The organism is Dietzia sp. WMMA184 (genome assembly GCF_002441635.1).
Lineage (GTDB): Bacteria > Actinomycetota > Actinomycetes > Mycobacteriales > Mycobacteriaceae > Dietzia > Dietzia kunjamensis.
This window is the reverse complement of record NZ_NXEI01000001.1, coordinates 456,422-476,684: the sequence shown is the minus strand read 5'-3', so window position 1 is coordinate 476,684 and position 20,263 is coordinate 456,422. Positions and strand designations below refer to the sequence as shown.

The following is a 20,263-nucleotide window of genomic DNA, read 5'->3' as shown; positions in this document are numbered from 1 at the left end:
CCCGGCGCCCCAACCGCCGCCCCACCGGGGTTGGTCAGGCCTGCGGTGGCGGTGCGTCGACGAGTTCGACGTACCCGGGCATCGGGGCCCGGCCGGCCAGTCTCAGGAGGCGGACCGGGGCCTGTTCCCGCAGACTGCGGGTGTCGCGGACGGCGTCGTTGTAGAAGCGACGGGCCATGGACACGCGATCCGAGGCGTCCTCCAGTTCGGCGGCGAGATCGCCGGGCAGCGCGTCCGTGTCGACCCCGGACAGGACCACGCCGAGGGTGTTCTCCGCGACCTCGGCGTCGGGCTCGCCGGCATCGTCCGGCAAGCTGCCCGTGTCGCGACGGCGTCGGTGGTCGGGGTGCGGCGCGGGGTCCGGCCCGGCGATCGCCCCCGGGGCGTGGGCGCGGGCGTGCGCGAGCGCCCGCACCAGGCGGTCCGCGCCCGCCGGGTCCCGCGCCGAGAGGTCGCTGGCGACGGCGGCGGCGACCGTGTGGCGTCGTTCCAGGGCCCCGGTCAGGGCGGCGCGGGCCAGGTCGGTGCGGATGTGGAGCCGGTCCAGGCGGTGGGCAGTGAGGTACGCGGTCAGCAACGCCGCGAGCGCGGCGACGAGGACGACGACGACGAGGACGATCAGTTCAACGGACACGGAGCGTCTCCCCCGGGCCGCGGATGGTCTCGTACACACGCACGACCCGGTCGGCGACGACGGGCCAGTCGTACTCCCGGACCGCCTGGAGACCGCGGGTGCGGAGGTCGGCGCGGAGCCCGGGGTCGGTGAGGACCCTCGTGAGTGCGGCGGCGAGGGCGTCGGCGTCGCCGACCGTGGCGAGTTCCCCGCACTCGCCGTCCCGGAGGACCCGGCGGAACGCGTCGAGGTCGGCGGCCACGACGGCGGTCCCGGCGGCCATGGCCTCCACGAGGACGATGCCGAAGCTCTCCCCTCCGGTGTTGGGTGCGCAGTAGACGTCCGCCGCGGCCAGCACCGCGGCCTTGCGGGTGTCGTCGACCCGGCCGAGGAACTCCACGTCCAACCCGGCCGGGAGGGCGGCGCGCAGTGCCCGCTCGTCGCCGTCGCCCATGACCCTCAACCGCAGGTCCGGGACGTCCCGCAGGACGGCGGGGAGCGCCGCGGCGAGCACGCCCATCCCCTTGCGGGGTTCGTCGTAGCGGCCGAGGAACGCCACGGTCGGTGCGTCGGTCGGTTCGGCGGAGGTGTCGACGTCGGTGAACGCGGACACGTCGACCCCGTTGGGGATCTCGACGGCGTCGGAGCCCAGGGCCTCCATCTGCCAGCGGCGCGCCAGGGTCGACACCGCGATCCGACCGCGGATCTTCTCGAGCAGCGGGGCCAGGACCCCGTCGGCGGCGCCGAGGATCATCGACCCCGTGGTGGAGGTGTGGAACGTGGCCGTGATGGGCCCGGAGGACATCGCCAGGGCGAACATGCCGACGCCCGGGGCGTTGGGCTCGTGGATGTGCAGGACGTCCAGCGGTTGCTCGCGGAGCCAGTGCCGGGTGGCCCGCCAGGTGGCGGGGCCGAAGCTGAGCCGGGCCACGGAGCCGTTGTAGGGGATCGGGACGCCCGGCCCGGTCAGGGTCATCCCGGAGACCGGCGCGCTGCCGGGACTGCCCGGGGCCAGGACCCGGACAGTGTGTCCGCGGCGTCGCAGCTCCTCGGTCAGGTCCACGACGTGGGCCTGCACCCCGCCCGGGGCGTCGAAGGAGTAGGGGCAGATCATGCCGATGCGCACGGCGGGGTCAGCCCTCGATCCGCGCACGCCGCTCGGCCGGCAGGTCGTCCAGCCACAATGGCTGGAGCATGTGCCAGTCCGCGGGGTGTCGGGCGATCCCCTCGGCGAAGAGGTCGGCCATCGCCTGGACCGCCGGCTCGATCCCGTCCGAGACGTCGATGGGCGGGGTGATGCGGACCCGCATCGTCTCCTCGTCGGCGTACCAGAACTGGGCGACCAGCAGCGGCGCGCCGGTCTCCACCGCGAGCCGGGCCGCACCCGCGGGCATGCGCGTCTGCTCGCCGAAGAACGTCACGGGCACCCCGGTCCGGCGCAGGTCCCGCTCCCCCGGTAGGCAGACGATCCCGCCCCCTGCGAGGTACTCGCGCAGGGCGTCCAGCGGCGGGGTGGGTCCGCCCGTGTGCGGGTAGATGGTGAAGCCCAGGCCCTCGCGGAAGTCCAGGAAGCGCTGGTACAGCGATTCCGGCTCGAGTCTCTCGGCGACGGTGGCGAACCCGCCGTAGCGTCGCGCCAGCCAGGTGCCGCCCAGGTCCCAGTTGGCCGAGTGCGGCAGCGCGACGACCACCCCGCGCCCCTGCTCGAGCGCCGCGTCGAGGTTCTCGACCCCGGCGATCGTCCGGTCCATCTCGCGGGCCACGGCCTCGCGGTCCATCGAGGGGAGACGGAAGGCCTCGCGCCAGTAGCGGGCATAGGAGCGGAAGGACTCCCTGATGAGGTCGTCGGGGACCTCGGCCGGGGCGACCCCGAGGACGCGGGCCAGGTTCCTGCGCAGCTGCGAGTCCGGACCCTGTCGGCGGGCCGCGAGATCGGCGCCCACACGGAAGAGGGCGCGCGCGGCCGGCTCTGGAAGGGCGCGCACCACTGCCCATCCGGCGGCGTACCCGAGATCGGAAAGGCGATCACCGAGCGCGCTCATCGGTCTCCCACCGCGGGGGCGGCGCTACGCGCCACGCGTTCGAGGTAGTCGGTGCGTCCGCCCCACACCCGCTGGATCACCGTGACGAAACTGCCCGCCGCGACGGCGGTCAGCCCGACCTCGAGCGCCCACGGCACCCCCAGCCCCTCGAGGCCGGCGCCGAGCAGGATGAGGACCAGGCGATCGGCGCGCTCCATCAGCCCGCCCGGTGTGCGCAGCCCGCCCGCGTCGGCGCGGGCCTTGGAGTAGGACACCACCTGGGACAGGATCAGGCAGGACAGGAGCATGACCAGCGCGTACCGGTTGTCGGGCTCGGTGTGGACCAGCCACCACACCAGCGACGCCAGGATCACGCCGTCCGCGACCCGGTCGGAGACAGCGTCGACCAGGGCCCCGTACGGTGACCCGCCCCCGCTCGCGCGGGCGACCGCCCCGTCCACCAGATCGAACAGGGTGCACAGTGCGATGACGATCGCGCCGGCCACCAGGTGACCGGGTCCGAACAGGGTGATCGCCGCGGCACAGGTCAGCAGGAGGCCGGCGAGGGTGATCCCGTTGGCGGTGACGCCGCTGCGGACGAGGAACGCCGCCAGGGGGTGGGCCACCCTGGCGACCCCCGACCTTCCGTACTCGCTGAGCATTCGACTCCCTGCCTACTTCGAGGTGCGGTCTGGTCCGGACACGCCATCCGATGACACCGTGGTGGACCACGCCTCCGAGAGCAGCTGCCGCGTCTGTCGGAGGAGCTGCGGCAGCACCTTGGTCCCGCCGGTCACGGTAATGAAGTTCGCGTCACCGATCCAGCGTGGCACGACGTGTTGGTGCAGATGCTCGGACAGGGACCCGCCGGCCGCGCCACCCAGATTGAGCCCCACGTTGAACGAGTCCGGGTTCGAGACCGCCTTGATGACCCGGATCAGGTGCTGCGTGTACGACATGAGTTCGCGGGACTCGTCGTCGTCGAGGTCCTCCAGGTCCGCCACCTTGCGGTACGGCACCACCATCGAGTGACCCGGGTTGTAGGGGAACAGGTTGAGCACGACGTAGACGTGCTCGCCCCGGGCGACCACCAGCCCGTCCTCGTCGCTCATCCGCGGGATGTCGAGGAACGGCTCCCCCGTCATCCCCTCGGCCGGCTCGGGACGCGACTCGGCGATGTACGACATCCGGTAGGGCGCCCACAACAACTGGAGGTTGTCCTCCCCCACCCCGAACTGGCGGTAGACGCCCGTGGAGGACGGATCTCCGGCCGTCACACGCGCTCCGCGGTCGGCACGTCGTTGCGTCGGGAGTTGACCCAGTACGAGATCTTGTCCATCGCGGCGTTCCGCGAGACCCCGTTGAGCTGCGTCCCGTCCGGGAACCGGAAGCTCACCGCGCCCGCCTCGACGTCGCGGTCACCGGCCAGGAGCATGAACGGGACCTTGCCGGTGGTGTGGTTGCGGATCTTCTTCTGCATCCGCTCGTCGGAGACGTCGAGCTCGGCGCGGATACCGCGCCCCCGGAGCTCGTCGATCACGTCCTCGAGATGCTTCTCGTGCGCCTCCGCCACGGGGATGCCCACCACCTGCACGGGCGCCAGCCACGCCGGGAACAGACCGGCGTAGTGCTCGAGCAGGACGGCGAAGAACCGCTCGATCGAGCCGAAGAGAGCGCGGTGGATCATCACCGGCCGCTTCTTGGTGCCGTCCGCGGCGTTGTAGGTCAGGTCGAACAGCTCGGGCAGGTTGAAATCCAGCTGGACCGTCGACATCTGCCACGTCCGCCCGATCGCGTCACGCGCCTGGACCGAGATCTTGGGGCCGTAGAAGGCGGCCCCGCCCGGGTCCGGGACCAGCTCGAGGCCGGAGTTCGTGGCCACCCGACGCAGCGTGTCGGTCGCGCGTTCCCAGATCTCGTCGCCGCCGACGTACTTCTCCGGGTCCTTGGTCGACAGCTCGAGGTAGAAGTCCTCGAGGCCGTAGTCGCGCAGGAGCGAGATGATGAAGGACAGCACGGAGGCGATCTCGCCCTCCATCTGCTCCTCGGTGCAGTAGATGTGCGCGTCGTCCTGGGTGAAGCCGCGGGCGCGGGTGAGACCGTGGATCACCCCGGACTTCTCGTACCGGTACACGGTGCCGAACTCGAACATTCGCAGCGGGAGCTCGCGGTACGAGCGGCCGCGGGAGTCGAAGACCAGGTTGTGCATGGGGCAGTTCATCGGCTTGACGTAGTAGTCCTGCCCCGGCTTGGTCTCCCTGCCGTCCGCGTCGTACTCCGCGTCCAGGACCATGGGGGGGAACATCCCCTCCGAGTACCAGCTCAGGTGCTGGGACTTGCGGAACAGGTCGCCCTTGGTCACGTGCGGGGTGTTGACGAGCGAGTACCCGGCGGACAGGTGGCGCCTGAGGGAGTGCTGCTCCATCTCGTTGCGGATGATCCCGCCGCGGGGGTGGAACACCGGGAACCCGGACCCGATCTCGTCGGGGAAGCTGAACAGGTCCAGCTCGGTCCCGAGCCGACGGTGATCCCGCTTCTCCGCCTCGGCCAGACGGTCGAGGTAGGCGTCCATGGTCTCGGTGCTCTCCCAGGCAGTGCCGTAGATCCGCTGGAGACCGGCGTTGTTCTGATCGCCCCGCCAGTAGGCAGCGGACGAGCGCGTGAGTGTGAACGCGGGGATGAACTTGGTGGTGGGCGTGTGCGGGCCGCGGCACAGATCCGACCAGATGACCTCGCCGGTGCGGGGGTTGAGGTTGTCGTAGGCGGTCAGCGCACCCGCGCCGACCTCCATGATCTCGGAGTCCTCGAGCGCCACCGCGCCGTCGGCGTCGCCGGCGTCCGCCCGGCCCTTGTCCTCGACCAGTTCGAGCTTGTACGGCTCGCCCGCCAGCTCGGTGCGCGCCTCGTCGAGCGAGGCGTACTCCCGCCGCGAGAAGCGCTGGCCGGCCTTGATGATCTTCTTCATCCGCTTCTCGAGGTCCTTGAGGTCCTCGGGCGTGAAGGGCTCGGCCACGTCGAAGTCGTAGTAGAAGCCGTTCTCGATCGGCGGGCCGATCCCGAGCTTGGCCTCGGGGAACTTGTCCTGCACCGCCTGGGCGAGCACGTGTGCGCACGAATGCCGGATCACCGACCGCCCGTCCTCGGAGTCGGCCCGGACGAGCTCCACCTCCGTGTCCTCGGCGGGCGTCCAGGACAGATCCCGCAGGGTCCCCTCCGGGTCCCGCACCACGACGATCGTCTGCGGGCCGCTGCGCGACTGCAGCTCCCGCTCGGCGAGGATCTTGCCCGCGGGCTCACCGGCCGGGACGACGGTCGTCACAGGGGCCGCACCCGTCGCGTCGGCATCGGTTTCCGGAATGCGGTTCTCGGACACGGGGGGAGATCTCCTCGGGCAGTGGACGTCGGGTGCCGGTGGGCCACCCGGGCTGACACCGGTCCACGACAGGGACCGGGCCGGTCCATGCTACCCGGGGCCCTGACGGAATCCCGGACCGCGGCGCGACGTTGCACCCGGCATGCGCATCGACATCTGGTCCGACGTCGTCTGTCCGTTCTGCTGGATCGGCAAACGGCACCTGGAGGCGGCGTTGGAGTCCTTCCGGGTCGACCATCCCGACACCGAGGTCGAGGTCGCGTGGCGCGCCTACGAACTGGATCCGTCCGCACCTCGCGTCACGGGCGACGAGCCGGGCGAGACCAGCGTCGAGATGCTCGCGCGCAAGTACGGGATGTCCCTAGCCGAGGCCGAGGCCGGTCAGGAGCAGATGGCTTCCCGCTTCCGCGAGTTGGGCCTGGAGTTCGACTGGCGGTCGGCGCGGGTCTGTTCGACGTTCGACGCGCACCGGCTCGCCGCGCTGGCGGCCGAGCGCGGGCGCGCGGACGAGGTCGACGAGGGACTGCGCCGCGCCCATTTCTCCGAGGGTCAGGTGATCTCGGACCCCGCCGTGCTGCGGCGGATCGGTGTCGACGCCGGCCTGCCCTCCGACGCGGTCGACCGGGTGCTGGCCGGTGACGATTTCTCCGACGAGGTCCGGCGCGACGCGGAGACGGCCCGCGGCCTCGGGGTCCGAGGGGTGCCGTTCTTCGTGTTCGACGGCCGGCTCGCGGTGAGCGGTGCGCAGCCGGTGGAAGTCTTCACCCAGGCGCTGGAGCAGGCACTGGAGTCCGTCACACAGGCGTCCCCCGACGCGGTCTGATCGCCGTCGGCCCGCCGGGCGAGCGCTGACCCGCCAGATTGGTAGTCCCCGCGGTCTGGCGTAGGCCTGCGCCGACCCCGCGGTCCCGGGTAGGCCCCGCGACGACAGAAGCCCTCCCGTTCCCGGGAGGGCTTCTGTCTTCGTTGTGGTCCTAACTGGGTTCGAACCAGTGACCTCTCCGGTGTGAACGGAGCGCTCTTCCGCTGAGCTATAGGACCCCACCGCGCCGCGCTGTCTCGCTCGGCACCGGAACACTGTAGCAAGCCCCGGGCCACCGCCCAATTCGGGGTCCGAGAGGCCCTCGCAGCCCTGTTCGCGGGCCCATGCCGCACTGCCCCGGCCGCCGGCGGCCCTGCCGACCGGCGAGTGGTCACAGATGACGCTGCTCCGACGAGGCGCCCTGGGGAGACGTGAGCAGGTGTGACCTCGCGACGGTCGGCGCCCGGCCGGGAGGTGCTGTCGTCGGGCGATTTCGGACGTATGCCCAGATCATCGACCATTTCCGACCCCGGATTTGTGTTCCGTCGAAGTCGTCGGCTAATGTTCATTCTCGCAACGCGGTGAGCAACAGCGAGCCGGGAAGCGATGCGGATGTGGCGCAGCTGGTAGCGCATCACCTTGCCAAGGTGAGGGTCGCGGGTTCGAATCCCGTCATCCGCTCGGAGGGATCGAGGAGCCAGGACGTCCTCACCAGGCTCGATACCTTTGCGGTGGAGTGGCCGAGTGGTGAGGCAGCGGCCTGCAAAGCCGTCAACACGGGTTCGATTCCCGTCTCCACCTCTACGGCCGGACTCGTCCGGTCGCAGAAACCCGCGCGATTAGCTCAGCGGGAGAGCGCTTCCCTGACACGGAAGAGGTCACTGGTTCAATCCCAGTATCGCGCACCACCAACGCCCCGGCCTCAGGCCGGGGCGCTCCGCTTTAAGCTCCATCAGGGTTTGTCGATGGTGAGGGCATCCACCATCGCCGGCAGCGTGCGGCGGATATCGTGCGAGCGTTTCACTCGCGCTCGCGCAACCCGCGCGATCTCCTCGCGGCGTCGCGCGTCCCCCGTCAGCTCCTGCAGAGCACGGGAGAGAGCATCGACATCGCCAGGTGCGACCAACACGCCGGCACCGTCGGAAAGATATTCGCGAACGCCGCCGTGGGATGTGGCGACGACCGGCACCCCTGCTGCCATGGCCTCCAACGCGACCAACGGGCCGGCCTCCGGAAGGATTGAGGCGGAGACGGCCACAGACCACCTCGACAGCACCTCGGAGCGGTCGACGTGGCCGAGGAACACCACCCTGCCTCGAAGGTCGTCTTGTTCAGCGCGGGCCTTCAACGTCGCGACGTAGCTGGACTCTCCGGGCAGTTCGCCCCCTGCGATCTCCAGGATGAGATGGGGAATGCGAGCGACGGCCTCGAGAAGCACATCGTGCCCTTTCCAGGGGGTTAGTGTGGCGAGGATGCCGATCACCTGCCCGCGATCGGGCGATCCGAAGGCATCGTCGTCGCCGATCTCCACCCCATGGGGCCGGAGGACGACCTCTCGCACCAAGCCCCGGACCGAGGCGGCGGTGGCCCCGGAGACCGCGACCGCGCGGTCGAGATGGCGGGCACCTAACCTCACCGCGACACGCTGCTTCCGACTGACCACCGTGTCATGGACGAACCAGGTGGTGAGGCCCGTATGTCTGCCTCTGGGGAAAGCCGCCGGCAGCGCTGGCAAAGCGAAGAGCGAGTTGACCACGACCGTGTCCGATGGGCCGACGACCCGGCGTAGCGTGCGGCCAGCTCGAATCCAGGCGGCCGCGACCCGAGCGACGGCGATGATCCGGGACGCTCCGGAGCGACCCTGCAATCCGAGGGTGTCGATGGCCACATGAACCGTCCCGGACGGGAACGCTCCGACGACGGGACCATGGGGACTCACCAGGATGATTTGAGCGCCCGTGGCCGCAAGGGTCTGAGCGACCCCGGCAAGTACGTTCTCGGCTCCAGAGCGCATTCCGCTGGCGTTGACCAATACGACATTTCTGGTGTTCACGGATCGACGACTCCTCAATGTGGCCCAGTCAACTCACAGTGCGGTACACGGCGAGGGTTTCCGCCGCGACCGCGTCCCACGAGCGGTTCCGCACGACGCGTTCCGCCCGGTGGAGAAGCTCCGTCCTGCGATCGCCGTCGAACGCGAGTTCTTTCAGTGCGTCGACCCAGGATTCGACAGTGTTTGCGCGAACGACCACCGCCCCGGCACCGACCGCCTCGGGGATGCCACCGACCGCGCTGGCCGCCACCACGCCGCCACAGGCCATCGCCTCCAGAGGAGGGAGGCCGAACCCCTCGTACCTCGACGCGTACGCCACGACGGTCGCGGCCCTGTACAAGGCGGGGACGTGCGCTCGATCTACATATCCCAGGCCCATGGTCCCGGGCGCCAGGTTTGGGGCCTCCGTGCCGGCGCCAGCAAGGACCATTGGCAGACCGAGCACCCGTGCGGCCTCTGCGGCCACCTCTGGGCACTTCCTCGGCTCGAGTGTTCCGAGTTGGAGGACGAATCGATCGGGAAGACCGTAGTGGTCGACGACGGCTCTAACCTCGGCCCGGGCGGGCACCCTCGCCCAGCTGGCGGGCGCGAGCGGGATGACGGTCGACATACGACCCGTCAGGGCCTGCACTCTCTCCGCGGTGAACGCTGAGACCGCGATCACCGCGTCGGCGCAATTCAGGGACCGGCGCAATAGCGCGCGCTCGCCCCGGGCTCGTATCGGCCCGGAGGCCCAGGGCGCGTCGAACACCGACATGTCATGCACGGTGCTCACACGCGCTCTGCGCTGGGCGACAGGCAGATCGACATCGAGGGAATGGAAGATTCCCTCGGTACGTACCGGCCGCAGACCCGAGAGCGCTCGACGCACCCCGCTCGCTATGGGGCGCGTCAGCGGGTGGACGGACGCCGGGAGTTCCCCCACCGCGTCGCGTTGAACCACGGCGGCGAAGGCGTGGCCGGACCCCGCCAGTGCGGCGGCTCGCATAAATTCGCGCTGATAGGTCTGAACCCCGCTGCCCCCGGGCCGAAGGGCGAGAGCTCCCCATACTACCGGCGCGCTTCCGGACGGCGTCATCGGTCGACGCTTTGGGCCCCGCGGGCGGTATCAAAGGCGCTAATTCTCAGGTAAAACGCAGGTGGGGAGTGGTCGGCCGGCGGCAACGGCGCGGCTCCGGAAAAGTCTAATAATTTCATGAGTGAACCGCGAGCGCCGCCACCATCGAGTCGATGGTGGCGAAGGTCGCCTTCACCAGTTCCTCATCGGCGAACTCCACATCGAACTCGTCCTCGAGCCGGAGCATGACCTGCACGGTCTGGTGCGAGGTCATGCCGGCGGCGAACAGATCGTCGGATCTGTCCAGCCCTCCCACGTCGACCGTTCCGCCCAGCGCCATTCGTAGTGCGTGTCGGACGCGCTTCTCAATTTCGTGCATGATCCCCCCGGATTCCTGATTCGGTGTCCGGCGTTCCTCCGAACGCCTCCCGGCCGCGCTTGCCGGATCGCCGCGGGAGGCGTGTACCGAACGTGCAGCCAGGAGAAGTTTCCCTCATGAAGCGAGTTTTGAACAGTCCCAGCTCCTCCGACTTCACTTGCGTCGCGGCATTAGGGGCAATGCGAAGTGAGGACTTCCCTATCCGTCCTTCATGTGGGTATTCTCTCATCTTGTTCCGCGCGATGTCCCATCGTGCACGCAGCCTCGGGTGACGAGGCGAGAGGTGGCGAGTCGTGACCCTGGAATCACTGGCCCGAATGAAAGACGAGTTCCGTGAGGGGCTCGTAGGCGCCGGACTGCTCATCCCCGCAGGCGTCGACGGGCTCTATGCCCGGGGGGCGGGATTCGAGTTGGTACTCGATGCCGTCGACGACGCCATCACCCGTGCGGGTGACGACGCCCGAGCTCTCACGCCCGGGGGCGCCGGATACGAGTACTTCCGCTTCCCACCGGTTTTTTCTCGGCATACCTACGAGAAGACCGACTACATAGAGTCGTTCCCCGACCTGACGGGTGTGGTCAACACCTTCGGCGGGACGGGTTCCGACCATCGACAACTACTCTCGGACCGGGCGGAGGGCCGGTCATGGGACCACCACCTCTCCCCCGGTGACACGGTGATGGTCTCCTCGGCATGTCACCCGCTTTACGGGGCGATCCCGTCGGCGCTTCCGGCAGGGGGGATCGCAGCCGATGTCAGTGGATTCTGTTTCCGCCACGAGCCGTCGACTGACCCCATGCGGATGCAGATGTTCCGTATGCACGAGTTCGTCCGGGCAGGCTCGCCCGAAGATGCCGCCCGATTCCGCGCAGCGTGGGTCGATCGGGCCGTCGACCTACTGACCGGGTTGGGTCTCGAGGTCCGTCCGGTCGCCGCCAACGATCCGTTCTTCGGACGCGCGGGAAAGTTGCTCGCCAACGAGCAACTCAATAACGATCTCAAGACCGAAATTGTCACGCACGTCTACGGCAATACCCATCCGCCTGATGCGATCGCCTCCTGCAACCTCGCGGAGGATCACTTCGGAAAAAACTTCGACCTCACCCTCCCGGACGGCTCCACCGCGCATACCGCGTGCGTGGGCTTCGGCTTGGAACGAATCACGCTGGCTCTGTTCGCCGAGCATGGGTTCGATCACGAAGAGTGGCCCACCGGGGTCCAACGGACGTTGTTCCGATGACGGTCTCTCCCACGAAGATGGCGACCTGGTTCGGCCCGGAGGACCGCTCGCTCTTCGGAGTCCTCGAGTTCCCGTCGGACCGAGAGATCAGGGCGGGGGTGATTGTCGTCCCGTCTCTGGGGATCGAACAGGTCACCACCTACCGGGGCGCTCGTCGACTCACCGAACAGCTCGTCCGGGCGCGCTTCGTCACCCTGCGATACGACCACCCGGGGACTGGGTCGTCGACCGGTGACCAGCTCTCGGACACGGCATGGGACGAGTGGCGCGAAGGTGTCCTCGAGGCCGTTGCGATGGTGCAGGCGCAGGGGGTGAACGACGTCACGCTCGTGGCGATCCGTGCCGGCTGTGTCGTCGCCGATGCCGCACTCGGCTCGGTCCACGGTCTCGATGCCCGTCTGGTGCATTGGGACCCTCCGCGCTCGGGGCGGCGTTGGCTGCGCGAGCAGACGACCAAATTCCGCCTCAGTGTCGGGGATGTAGGGTGCGATCCGGGGGTGTCCGTACTTGGAGGGCACTTCTCACGGGCCGCCGCCGAGCGGCTCAAGTCCGCCACGTGGTCCGCCGGCGACTCGGCCAGCCTCGTAGCCGGACGCCCAGACGTCCTGTCGAGCCCGGACTTCGGATCGATCGGTGGCGGCCGAGCGGAGACGGTCTCTCTGGTCGGGGCAGAGCTCTTCGCCGCTCCACCGGCCTTCGTACACCACGTTCCCGAGTCGGACATCGGCGCGATCGTGTCACACTTGGCCGACCGCGCAGGCGATACGACCCTGACACTGCACCCGTTGATCCGGCGTCGAGCAGTCGTCGGCGTTTTACCCGACGGCTCTCCGATAGTGGAGGAGATCGAGTCCGTCAGAGGTTCGAGCGACTTGCAGTTGTTCTCCACGCGCGTTGAGGGTGAGTCAGCACTGGGCGCCGTCGTCTTCCAGAGCACGGCGCTCGAGCCGGCGTGGGGGCCGACGCGTGCATGGGTCGACTCCGCCCGCGAGAACGCAGGCGGTGGACTCGTTTGCTTTCGATTTGACAAGGCGGGCGGCGGTGAGGCCGGCACTGTCGACGGCGGCGAGATCGCGGTCCTGTACTCCCATGAATCGCGCCGTGATGCCCACGAGGTCTTCCTCGCACTAGCGGATCGGGGCCTGCCCTCGAGCGCCACCTTGTCGGTCGGACTCTGTTCGGGCGCCTGGATGGCAGCGGAGTCCGCGATCCGCGCGAGAGCCGGCACGGTGCTGCTGTTCGGGATGATCCAATGGTCACGGGTCCGCGAGCCCGTGACCCGCGAGTTCCTCAGCGCTCTCGGGTATGACGCCGAGAATGTGTCTCCTGCGGCCACGAAGTCTGCGCGAACACGGCTCAAACCTCTGCTCCGACGCCTCCTCCCCTACTCAGCGTGGGAGGCATTGGGACGCAGAGGAATCACTCAGGTGCCCGGGCCCCTCCTCGGCGAACTGTGGCGCGCCGGTGTCCTCACTACCGTCGCGCTGACGCCCCAGGACGACGACCACTTCGTCGCACAGCGAGGCGACGCCGGCCTACGGCGACTGAGACGACGAGGCTATCGGGGACGCATCGAACGGATTCCCAGCCCGCAGGGGGATCACGACCTGTACAGGCCTGACACCCGGGAGGCCGCCCGTCGGCTGATACGAGAGGAAGCCGACGCCCTGCGGTCACGACTCGGCCTCCCCACAGTCAGAGGCGAGCACAGACCGTTGCGTGCCTTGTTCGTCAACGAGAACATCGGCGGTCATGCCACCGTTCACCTCGCGCTGCGCCGCGCATTGGCGGACAGAGACGATATCGCGGCGGAATTCCTCGACGCGGAAGGGCCGGGGATCGTGGGCAAGGTGCTCAGAGCCCCGGTGCCGGGTCTGGCGCGGGCCGACCTCGACCTACAGCCGCTGCGAGGTCAGCTCGTCCACTCGTGGGCGATCAACAAGAGGGTCCGGCAGCGGCTGAATCGTGGTGACATCGATGCTATTCACCTCTACACCCAGAACGCGATGCTCGGCGGGACGAGAATTGTGCGTCGCGTGCCTACGGTCATCACGACCGATAGCACCGGGCTGCGAAACGCCTTCAGCATCCCTTATCGATCGCCGACCCGATTCACCCGCAAGGCCAGCAGGGCCGCTCTTCCATTCGAGCGACCGGTCCTCGACGCCGCGCACCACGTCCTGGCCAACGCATTGCCCGTCGTCGAGTCACTCACCTCACCTGACTACGGTCTTTCGCCGGACTCGGTCTCCCTCTTGCGGATGGGCATCTGGTCTCCGTTCTTGACGAAAGAGCTACCAAAACGACCGCCAGATCGCCGACCCACCGTGGTCTTCCTGGGTACCTCGATGGATCGCAAAGGGGGGACACTGCTTCTCGAGGCGTGGCGATCATGCCTCCGGGACCGCGCTGATCTACTGCTGATCACGCTCGACGCCGTCGCCGAGGAGCCTGGGTTGCGGGTCGTCCGCGACCTTCGCCCCGGCGACGACCGGCTATGGGAACTGTTGGCCGGGTCAGACATCATGTGTTTTCCGTCGATCATCGATCAGGCTCCGAACGCGGTTCTCGAGGCCGCTGTCGCCGGGCTTCCGGTCATCGCGCACCCCGCGGGCGCCATTCCAGAGATGGTGATCGACGGCGTTACCGGGCTCCTGGTGGACGGCTCGGATCCACGCGCGGTGGTCGGCGCGCTCGACACCCTGATCTCCGACCCGGGGATGCGCCGGAGAATGGGCGAGGCAGGGTGCGCGCACGTTCGTGAGCACTACAACATCGTCCGGTCCGCGGACACGATCGTCTGCGCGCTCCACAGGGCTGTCGACGCCTTCCCCGAGGAATGCGAGCCATGAGCTTCCGGATCTATGAAGCAGTAGACGACCGACTGTTGCACGAATGGCAGAAACTGGCCGAGGAAGTCGGTACGAGGTTCGCCTCGCGTCCGTCCTACGGGTTGTCCTGGCACCGCCACCTCGGGCGCGGGCCGCTCCGGCTCGCAACCGTGCGCCGGGACGGCCGGCTGGTGGCCCTGCTGCCACTTCATAGCCGACGGCGCCTGGGAGTGGCGGTCTACCGACTGCTCGGCCACGGGCTCGGTACGATCGGGGAATCCCTCGCGCGAGATGAGGCGGCTCTAGCGGATCTAGTCTCGGGGCTCGCACGCTCGGGCGCAGCGCTCGAACTGACTCACCTTCCGTCCGATTCACCGCTGGTGGCCGCGGTGCGGGCGGATCCAGGGTGGGACGCGACCTTCACTGGAGACGACTACTGCCCGGTGATCTCACTGCCTGAGGGCACCCGGGCGTCCGACCTGCGTAGCAAGTCCACGCTCTCCCGGGCGGCCTCCTCCCGGCGCAAACTCGCCAGGGAGGGGCTCGAACTGGCAGTGGAGACTGTGAGCACCGCCGCCCAGTTCGACAGGCGATGGCCGGACATCGTCGCGACGGCCGCGGCGGCGGAAGAACAGGAGGAGGTGAGTCGGCTCAATCTATGCGCTCCTCCCTATAGCGGCTTCACCAACGAATTCCTACGTCGTGAAGCCGAAACCGGGCACCTCATCATCTGGGGCGGGACGTTCGGTGGCGGATGGGGAGCCCACGTCGCGACCTTGGCGACACATGGGACTGCGGAACTGTGGTTCACCCGGTTCGATCCCCGCCACAAGCGTTGCCGGCCGGGCCACCACCTAATCGAAGCGATCTGCGAGAACCATGACGAGCTCGGCGTCACCCGTGTGGATCTCCTCCTCGGTAGAAATGGCTATAAGAGCGACTGGCAGACCGGCGAGTACGAAGTGGGAACTCTGGTAGCAGCTCCATCGGGTTCGCGAGGGGTCAGGACGAGGATGGGCGCTGCCGACCTCGCGGCGGGGCTGGTCCGCGGCGGGGCCGCTCGGGCGTCGGACGGCGCGGGACGGGTCCGGTCCCGGATGGTCGCGGTGTTCGGTGGTGGAGCTGGACCGGCGACAGCGCCGCGGTCATGACTCCGAAGAGCACCCTGGACGATCGCCCCGGGGGGGACGTCCGGGGGCCGGGTGCGGACAGCGAGAGCCGTTCCTTGCTCGCCAACTCGGGCGCGATGGTCGCTGGCCGGATCCTCACGGCGGTTCTCGGGTGGGCAGGCAGCGTGGTGATAGCCCGTTCCCTGTCGCCAGACGACTGGGGGCGTTACTCGTTCGTCTTCGGCCTGCTCGGCGTCCTGTCCCTGGTGACCGATCTCGGTGTAGGTCGAGTTGTGCTTGCTCGCCTTACCGGTGCGTCGTGCGAGGAGTCCCGGCGGGTGGCGGGGTCGTTCATCCTGCTGCGGTTCGTTCTCGGTCTCATCGGATTCGCCGTCGCGGTGGCCTATGCGGCGATCACGGGAATGTCGACGGAACTCGTCGCGGTGGTGGCGTTCGCAGCGATCGGTGTGGTCCTGGCCACCCCTGCAAACGCACTGATGGTGCTGTACCAGGCGAGACTGCGGCTCGTCACGATCACTGTGTGGGACGCCGTAGCCCACATCGTGCAATTGACATTGGTGCTGATAGTCGCACGCACTGCACCGTCACTCGTCTGGTTCATTGTCCCGGTGTTGGCCAAGGAGCTAACCGTCCTCGTGGCCCGCGCCGCGGGTGTTCTACGGGGCAGGCTCGGACCTCGTCCGGTGTTCAGCGCGGGGACGGCGTACTGGGGGGAAATGCTCCGTGAGGCCGTCCCCATCTCGATTGGGTTCGCGCTGATTATGCTGTTGACCAAGGTAGACATCCTCATCCTTCAGAGGTTGGACACCTTCGAGTCGGTCGGTATGTACGCGATCGGTTATAAGTTCTCCGACCTGGTGATCATGGTCGCCGTCACCATTTCGGTACCCTTCACGACGGTGCTGGTCCGGGCGTGGCCCGACGACGACGAGACCTTTCGCCAACGGACGAGACAGGCCATGATCATCGCCGGCGTTCTGGGGTTGCTCGCCGTGGTGGGCTTCTGGCCGACGGCAGACTTCTTCGTCGGCCTCCTGTACGGAGAGAGGTTCGTCGAGGCGGCCGGGACCGCACAGCTGCTGGTGCTGGCCAGCGCGCTCTCCGGCGCGACGAACATCGGCCTCGTCGCCCTCATCGCCGCTCGAAAGCTGACCGTGTTCCCCTGGGTGGCCGCCGGGGGCGTGCTACTCAACGTTGCGTTGAACCTCGTCGCGATCCCTCGCTGGTCCTACGAGGGCGCGGCCGCAGCCACTCTCGTCACCGAGGCGCTCGTTTTCGTTTCGGTGCTCCTGCTGGTCCAGCGCAGCATCGGGATTCGCGGAGTCGTCCCGTGGGGGCCACTGGTTCGTCTGGCGCTTCTGGCTGCTGCGGTTGTCGCCCCCTCCGTCGTCCTCATCACATACTCGGCTTGGCCGTGGCTCCCGGTTGTCCTCGGTTCGTTGCTCGTATTCCTCCTCCTGGCGGAGCTCAGCGACTCGCTAGAGGGTGTTTCACTCATCGGCCGAGTGCTGCCACCGTTCATCGGTCGACGGTTCGTCGATTCAGGATGCAATGGGAAGGGGTCATGATGGAACGGCTCAGCGGGCTCCTGACAGCCTTCGGACGCTCGGGATTGGTGCTCGCCTACCACGACATACTCCCCGACCGGCGCGCCGTCTACCCGTATGCGGTCCGTGAATCGACGTTTCTCCGCCACCTCGACATGGTCCAAGCTCTCGGCCTTCGACCGGTGACCCTTGCCGAATTCACCGACAACCTGCTCGCCGGCGACGCTTCCGGACTGGTAGCGGTGGTGTTCGACGACGCGATCGTCGGTGTGCATCGAATCGCGATGCCCAGGTTGGCCGAACGGTCAATCCCGTGGACGCTGCTGCCCGTCACCGACCGGACAGGAGTCGATCCCGACTGGTGGCCGGAGGCGGATCGCACGATGACGCGTGTCGAGATCGCCGAGGCCCTCGATTCGGGAGCGGCGCTCTGTGGACACACCGCCACCCACGTGTCGCTTCCCGACATTCCTCCGGCCAAAGCGCTCGACGAACTAAGGCGATCCCGCGAGACCCTGTCTGCCTGGGCCGGTCGCGAGGTGCGGGACCTCTGTTATCCGTTCGGTCATCATACTTCCGACGTAAGACAACTGACCAGGGACGCCGGGTACCGATGCGGTTATTCGTTCACCAACGGACGCTGTCATCCGGCGACCGACCCATTCGCGCAGCCACGGCTGGCGATGCATGAGGAGCTGAGCCCTGCGAAGTTCCTCGCGACTGTGATCCGACCACGATGCACCTGGCCGCCGGTTCGGGATCTCCGCCGCCAACCCCCCGCGGTGAACGCATGATCGGTGGCGCGGTCGTCATTCTGCTGATCTGCATCGCACTGTTCGCGCTCTCGATCAGACGACCCCAGTGGGGGGTTATCGCCATCGCCGGGCTCCTGCCGTTCCACGGACTCCTGTTGATCACCCCGCTGTCGATGAACTCGTGGAAAGAAGCTGCCGTCCTCGCCGTGCTGGCGGCCTGCCCCTTCGCACGCCGGGTCGGTTCGCACCGCACCGTGGTCGCGCCGTGGATCATTCCGCTGATCCTGCTCATTCCGATCGGAACCGTGTCGGCTATCGCGGCGTTCGGTGTCCTGGCATTCTTCCCGTTGAAGATCGCGTTCTTCTACGTCCTGCTTCCTCTCATCGTGATGATGTTCCCGTTCGACCGCGCCGACAAGGATCGCCTGGTCTCGGTCCTATTGGGGGCGGGTGTCGTGGCGGCGTCCTACGGGATCTGGCAGCAGTTTGTCGGCGGGGCCGCGCTGGTCGACCTGGGATACGAGTGGAACGTGCACATTCGCAGTGCCGGGCCGATAATGCGAAGCATCGGGACGTTCAACCAGCCTTTCCCGTTCGGTCTGTTCCTCATGCTCGTCATCGTGGTGGCCACCGCCGCGGCTCTCGCGGAACCTCACCGGCTCCGATCGAAGTTCTTCGTCGCCGTGTTCCCCGTGCTCGCCGCCGGTATGCTTCTATCGGTAGTCCGCGCTAGCTATATCGGAGTAGCCGTGGGGCTCGTCGCCGTCGGCGTCCTGCTGTCCCGGCGGTTCCTTGTGCGGCTGCTCATCACCTTCTGCGTTGCGGTCCCCGTCGTCCTGACGTTCGCTTTCCTGTCTGGGTCGGACATCCTTAGGACCTTCGTCTCGAGCAGCAGCCTCGAGGAGCGCGGAGGCCACTGGTCGGTCAACATCCCGCTTGTGCTGAGCCAGCCCTTCGGAGCAGGTCTGGGCACGACCGGTTCCTCGGCGGCAAAGGTCTCGGAGGGCCACGACCCCTCCAGCCCCTTATACCAGCCGGACAGCAACTACATGAAGATTCTGCTCGAACTCGGGCCGATCGGACTCGCCGCGTATGCATTGATCGTAGGTCTTATGGTTCTCACGCTCACCCGGATGATCCCCCACACCCCTGATCCCCTCGAACGCGGGCTCCTGGCCGGTGGCGCATCCGTCGCGCTTGCTGCTTGCGTGGCCGCATTCTTTGCGACCTATCTGGAGATTTTTCCCCTGGATGCGTACTTCTGGCTGCTCCCCGCGGTCGCGGCGAGTACGTCCAGAAAGGTGCGGGACCGAGTCACGGGGCGGCAACCGGCGTCGCGTCCGCGGATACTGGAGCGTTAGACGACCCGCTCGACCACCTCGGCGATCCTGCCGCGGAACGATTCCTCGGAGAACCCGGCTGCGAAGGCGACGAGGTCTGATGTCGAGTAGTCGGAGTCATTCCACTCGCGCATCGCCCGGGCCAGGGCTGCTATCACCTCGTCGTCGCCGCGCCCGTTCACAAGTTCTCCGCTGACACCCGGAATGACGGTGTCGAGGGCGCCACCACGACCCAGCGCAAGGACCGGCGTACCCGCGGCGATGGCCTCGACGGGAACTATCCCGAAATCCTCCTCCCCCGGCATGACCAGGGCGCGGGCGCCGCGGAGCATGTCCCTCATCTCGGAGCGGGGCAGACGTCCGAGAAACTCCACGCCGGGCCCTGATCGCGCCCGGCAGCGGTCCATGTCCCGCCCCTCGCCCACCACGACAAGTCGGACGCCGGCGGCAACCGCGGCCGCGACGGCGAGGTCGACCCGCTTATATGGAACTAATCTGCCCACCGAGATGAAGTAGTCACCACGGGGTGCGTCCCCGGGGGTGAAGTATCCGGTGTCGACCGGTGGGTGTAAGACCTCCGCGTCCCGGCCCCACCAGTTTCGAATCCGGTCCCGCACGGCCGTCGAGTTCGCCACGACGATCTGCGGGCGGTGCGCCCAGCGGGTTTCGTTGGCCCTGGCCCTGGCCGCCAACACCGCGAGCGCCACCCGGCCGGCACGGGAGTCGGACTCCCCGTGCCGGAAGGCCTGATCCCAGGCCCACCGGGCCGGACTGTGGACGTAGGCCACCGAGGGAATGTCGACCGCGGCCCCCGAGATCGCGAACGCGTGGTGGCTGATCACCACCACATCGGTGTCCTCGGGATCGATGGCGGTCCGCTGCAGCACCGAGGGGACGAGCGGCATCAGGTGCGCGTACGAGGCCTGGCCGGTCATGCGATACGCCGCCTGCAGCGGACCGGTGCGCACGCGGGGGCCGAGTCCGCTCGGGATGCCCTGCGGGCGCGAGAACGGGACATGGATCCGGGCGTCCGGCCAGACTCGGGCCATCTGCTCGACCACGTGTTCGCTGCCGGCGATGTCGGTCAGACGCTCGTGGACCAGTGCAACCTTCGGCATCCG

17 protein-coding genes and 4 tRNA genes are annotated in these 20,263 nt (G+C 68.1%); 10 read left to right on the top strand and 11 right to left on the bottom strand.

All coding sequences use genetic code 11. From position 1 onward, the window contains the following. Positions 1-34: 34 nt before the first annotated feature. From CK206_RS02205 to thrS, 6 genes are all read right to left on the bottom strand, one after another. On the bottom strand, positions 35-634 hold the full coding sequence (locus CK206_RS02205; RefSeq protein WP_096905396.1) for an NUDIX hydrolase: 600 nt from the start codon (positions 632-634) through the stop codon (positions 35-37). Then, positions 624-1,739 carry a glycosyltransferase family 4 protein gene (locus CK206_RS02200; RefSeq protein ID WP_096905395.1) on the bottom strand — a complete coding sequence of 372 codons (1,116 nt, stop codon included), beginning with the start codon at positions 1,737-1,739 and terminating at the stop codon, positions 624-626. Before CK206_RS02200 ends, CK206_RS02205 begins: the two co-directional genes overlap by 11 nt. Before the next feature lie 7 nt (positions 1,740-1,746). Then, the gene (locus tag CK206_RS02195; RefSeq protein ID WP_096905394.1) at positions 1,747-2,655 is read right to left on the bottom strand and encodes a phosphatidylinositol mannoside acyltransferase; all 909 of its coding nucleotides are present in this window, start codon (positions 2,653-2,655) and stop codon (positions 1,747-1,749) included. Next, positions 2,652-3,296, bottom strand: a complete 645-nt coding sequence (gene pgsA, locus CK206_RS02190; protein ID WP_096905393.1) for a phosphatidylinositol phosphate synthase — start codon at positions 3,294-3,296, stop codon at positions 2,652-2,654. The genes CK206_RS02195 and pgsA overlap by 4 nt, the downstream gene beginning before the upstream one ends. A gap of 12 nt (positions 3,297-3,308) precedes the next feature. Next, a complete protein-coding gene (locus tag CK206_RS02185; protein WP_254050662.1) occupies positions 3,309-3,821 on the bottom strand; it encodes an HIT domain-containing protein in 513 nt (170 codons plus the stop codon). A gap of 86 nt (positions 3,822-3,907) precedes the next feature. Next, a complete protein-coding gene (gene thrS / locus CK206_RS02180; protein WP_096905391.1) occupies positions 3,908-6,007 on the bottom strand; it encodes a threonine--tRNA ligase in 2,100 nt (699 codons plus the stop codon). A 142-nt stretch (positions 6,008-6,149) separates the two neighbouring features. Between thrS and CK206_RS02175 the strand changes: the two genes are divergently transcribed. Then, positions 6,150-6,830: a DsbA family oxidoreductase gene (locus tag CK206_RS02175; RefSeq protein ID WP_096905390.1), complete on the top strand. Its 681-nt coding sequence runs from the start codon at positions 6,150-6,152 to the stop codon at positions 6,828-6,830. 146 nt (positions 6,831-6,976) lie between these two features. Here CK206_RS02175 and CK206_RS02170 read toward each other — a convergent pair. After that, a tRNA-Val gene (locus CK206_RS02170) sits at positions 6,977-7,048 on the bottom strand. Positions 7,049-7,417: 369 nt separating this feature from the next. Here CK206_RS02170 and CK206_RS02165 point away from each other — a divergent pair. The 3 genes from CK206_RS02165 to CK206_RS02155 all read left to right on the top strand — a co-directional run bounded on the left by CK206_RS02165 (position 7,418) and on the right by CK206_RS02155 (position 7,717). Continuing rightward, positions 7,418-7,490, top strand: a tRNA-Gly gene (locus CK206_RS02165). Between the two features lie 49 nt (positions 7,491-7,539). Then, positions 7,540-7,610: transfer RNA gene (locus tag CK206_RS02160), tRNA-Cys, on the top strand. Positions 7,611-7,642: 32 nt separating this feature from the next. Next, positions 7,643-7,717: transfer RNA gene (locus CK206_RS02155), tRNA-Val, on the top strand. Between the two features lie 44 nt (positions 7,718-7,761). Here the strand turns inward: CK206_RS02155 and CK206_RS02150 are convergent. The 3 genes from CK206_RS02150 to CK206_RS02140 all read right to left on the bottom strand — a co-directional run bounded on the left by CK206_RS02150 (position 7,762) and on the right by CK206_RS02140 (position 10,298). Next, complete coding sequence (locus CK206_RS02150) at positions 7,762-8,862, bottom strand: glycosyltransferase family 4 protein (RefSeq protein WP_143337682.1); 1,101 nt, start codon at positions 8,860-8,862, stop codon at positions 7,762-7,764. A 28-nt stretch (positions 8,863-8,890) separates the two neighbouring features. Continuing rightward, complete coding sequence (locus CK206_RS02145) at positions 8,891-9,940, bottom strand: glycosyltransferase family 1 protein (RefSeq protein ID WP_096905388.1); 1,050 nt, start codon at positions 9,938-9,940, stop codon at positions 8,891-8,893. A 115-nt stretch (positions 9,941-10,055) separates the two neighbouring features. Then, a complete protein-coding gene (locus tag CK206_RS02140) occupies positions 10,056-10,298 on the bottom strand; it encodes a phosphopantetheine-binding protein (protein ID WP_240341293.1) in 243 nt (80 codons plus the stop codon). Positions 10,299-10,591: 293 nt separating this feature from the next. Here CK206_RS02140 and CK206_RS02135 point away from each other — a divergent pair, with 293 nt between their 5' ends. The 6 genes from CK206_RS02135 (at position 10,592) to CK206_RS02110 (ending at position 19,163) form a co-directional block, all read left to right on the top strand. Further along, positions 10,592-11,539, top strand: a complete 948-nt coding sequence (locus tag CK206_RS02135; RefSeq protein WP_240341294.1) for an amino acid--[acyl-carrier-protein] ligase — start codon at positions 10,592-10,594, stop codon at positions 11,537-11,539. Next, positions 11,536-14,391, top strand: coding sequence for a glycosyltransferase (locus CK206_RS02130; protein ID WP_096905386.1), 2,856 nt, complete (start codon positions 11,536-11,538; stop codon positions 14,389-14,391). The genes CK206_RS02135 and CK206_RS02130 overlap by 4 nt, the downstream gene beginning before the upstream one ends. After that, a complete protein-coding gene (locus tag CK206_RS02125; protein WP_159981061.1) occupies positions 14,388-15,521 on the top strand; it encodes a GNAT family N-acetyltransferase in 1,134 nt (377 codons plus the stop codon). The genes CK206_RS02130 and CK206_RS02125 overlap by 4 nt, the downstream gene beginning before the upstream one ends. Positions 15,522-15,595: 74 nt before the next feature. Beyond that, a complete protein-coding gene (locus CK206_RS02120) occupies positions 15,596-17,068 on the top strand; it encodes a flippase (RefSeq protein WP_254050455.1) in 1,473 nt (490 codons plus the stop codon). Next, a complete protein-coding gene (locus tag CK206_RS02115; RefSeq protein ID WP_254050454.1) occupies positions 17,065-17,841 on the top strand; it encodes a polysaccharide deacetylase family protein in 777 nt (258 codons plus the stop codon). The genes CK206_RS02120 and CK206_RS02115 overlap by 4 nt, the downstream gene beginning before the upstream one ends. Beyond that, the gene (locus CK206_RS02110) at positions 17,838-19,163 is read left to right on the top strand and encodes an O-antigen ligase (RefSeq protein ID WP_159981058.1); all 1,326 of its coding nucleotides are present in this window, start codon (positions 17,838-17,840) and stop codon (positions 19,161-19,163) included. Before CK206_RS02115 ends, CK206_RS02110 begins: the two co-directional genes overlap by 4 nt. On the opposite strand, the gene CK206_RS02105 is transcribed toward CK206_RS02110, so the two are convergent. Continuing rightward, on the bottom strand, positions 19,160-20,260 hold the full coding sequence (locus tag CK206_RS02105; RefSeq protein WP_096907232.1) for a glycosyltransferase: 1,101 nt from the start codon (positions 20,258-20,260) through the stop codon (positions 19,160-19,162). The genes CK206_RS02110 and CK206_RS02105 overlap by 4 nt on opposite strands. Positions 20,261-20,263 lie beyond the last annotated feature (3 nt).

What these genes read in the sequence shown, in the direction of transcription:
- pgsA (WP_096905393.1), bottom strand. Translation starts at nt 3,296, where the DNA reads ATGCTCAGCGAGTACGGAAGGTCGGGGGTCGCCAGGGTGGCCCACCCC.
- CK206_RS02195 (WP_096905394.1), bottom strand. Translation starts at nt 2,655, where the DNA reads ATGAGCGCGCTCGGTGATCGCCTTTCCGATCTCGGGTACGCCGCCGGA.
- CK206_RS02185 (WP_254050662.1), bottom strand. Translation starts at nt 3,821, where the DNA reads ATGTCGTACATCGCCGAGTCGCGTCCCGAGCCGGCCGAGGGGATGACG.
- CK206_RS02140 (WP_240341293.1), bottom strand. Translation starts at nt 10,298, where the DNA reads ATGCACGAAATTGAGAAGCGCGTCCGACACGCACTACGAATGGCGCTG.
- CK206_RS02110 (WP_159981058.1), top strand. Translation starts at nt 17,838, where the DNA reads ATGATCGGTGGCGCGGTCGTCATTCTGCTGATCTGCATCGCACTGTTC.
- CK206_RS02105 (WP_096907232.1), bottom strand. Translation starts at nt 20,260, where the DNA reads ATGCCGAAGGTTGCACTGGTCCACGAGCGTCTGACCGACATCGCCGGC.
- CK206_RS02175 (WP_096905390.1), top strand. Translation starts at nt 6,150, where the DNA reads ATGCGCATCGACATCTGGTCCGACGTCGTCTGTCCGTTCTGCTGGATC.
- CK206_RS02125 (WP_159981061.1), top strand. Translation starts at nt 14,388, where the DNA reads ATGAGCTTCCGGATCTATGAAGCAGTAGACGACCGACTGTTGCACGAA.
- CK206_RS02130 (WP_096905386.1), top strand. Translation starts at nt 11,536, where the DNA reads ATGACGGTCTCTCCCACGAAGATGGCGACCTGGTTCGGCCCGGAGGAC.
- CK206_RS02145 (WP_096905388.1), bottom strand. Translation starts at nt 9,940, where the DNA reads ATGACGCCGTCCGGAAGCGCGCCGGTAGTATGGGGAGCTCTCGCCCTT.
- CK206_RS02115 (WP_254050454.1), top strand. Translation starts at nt 17,065, where the DNA reads ATGATGGAACGGCTCAGCGGGCTCCTGACAGCCTTCGGACGCTCGGGA.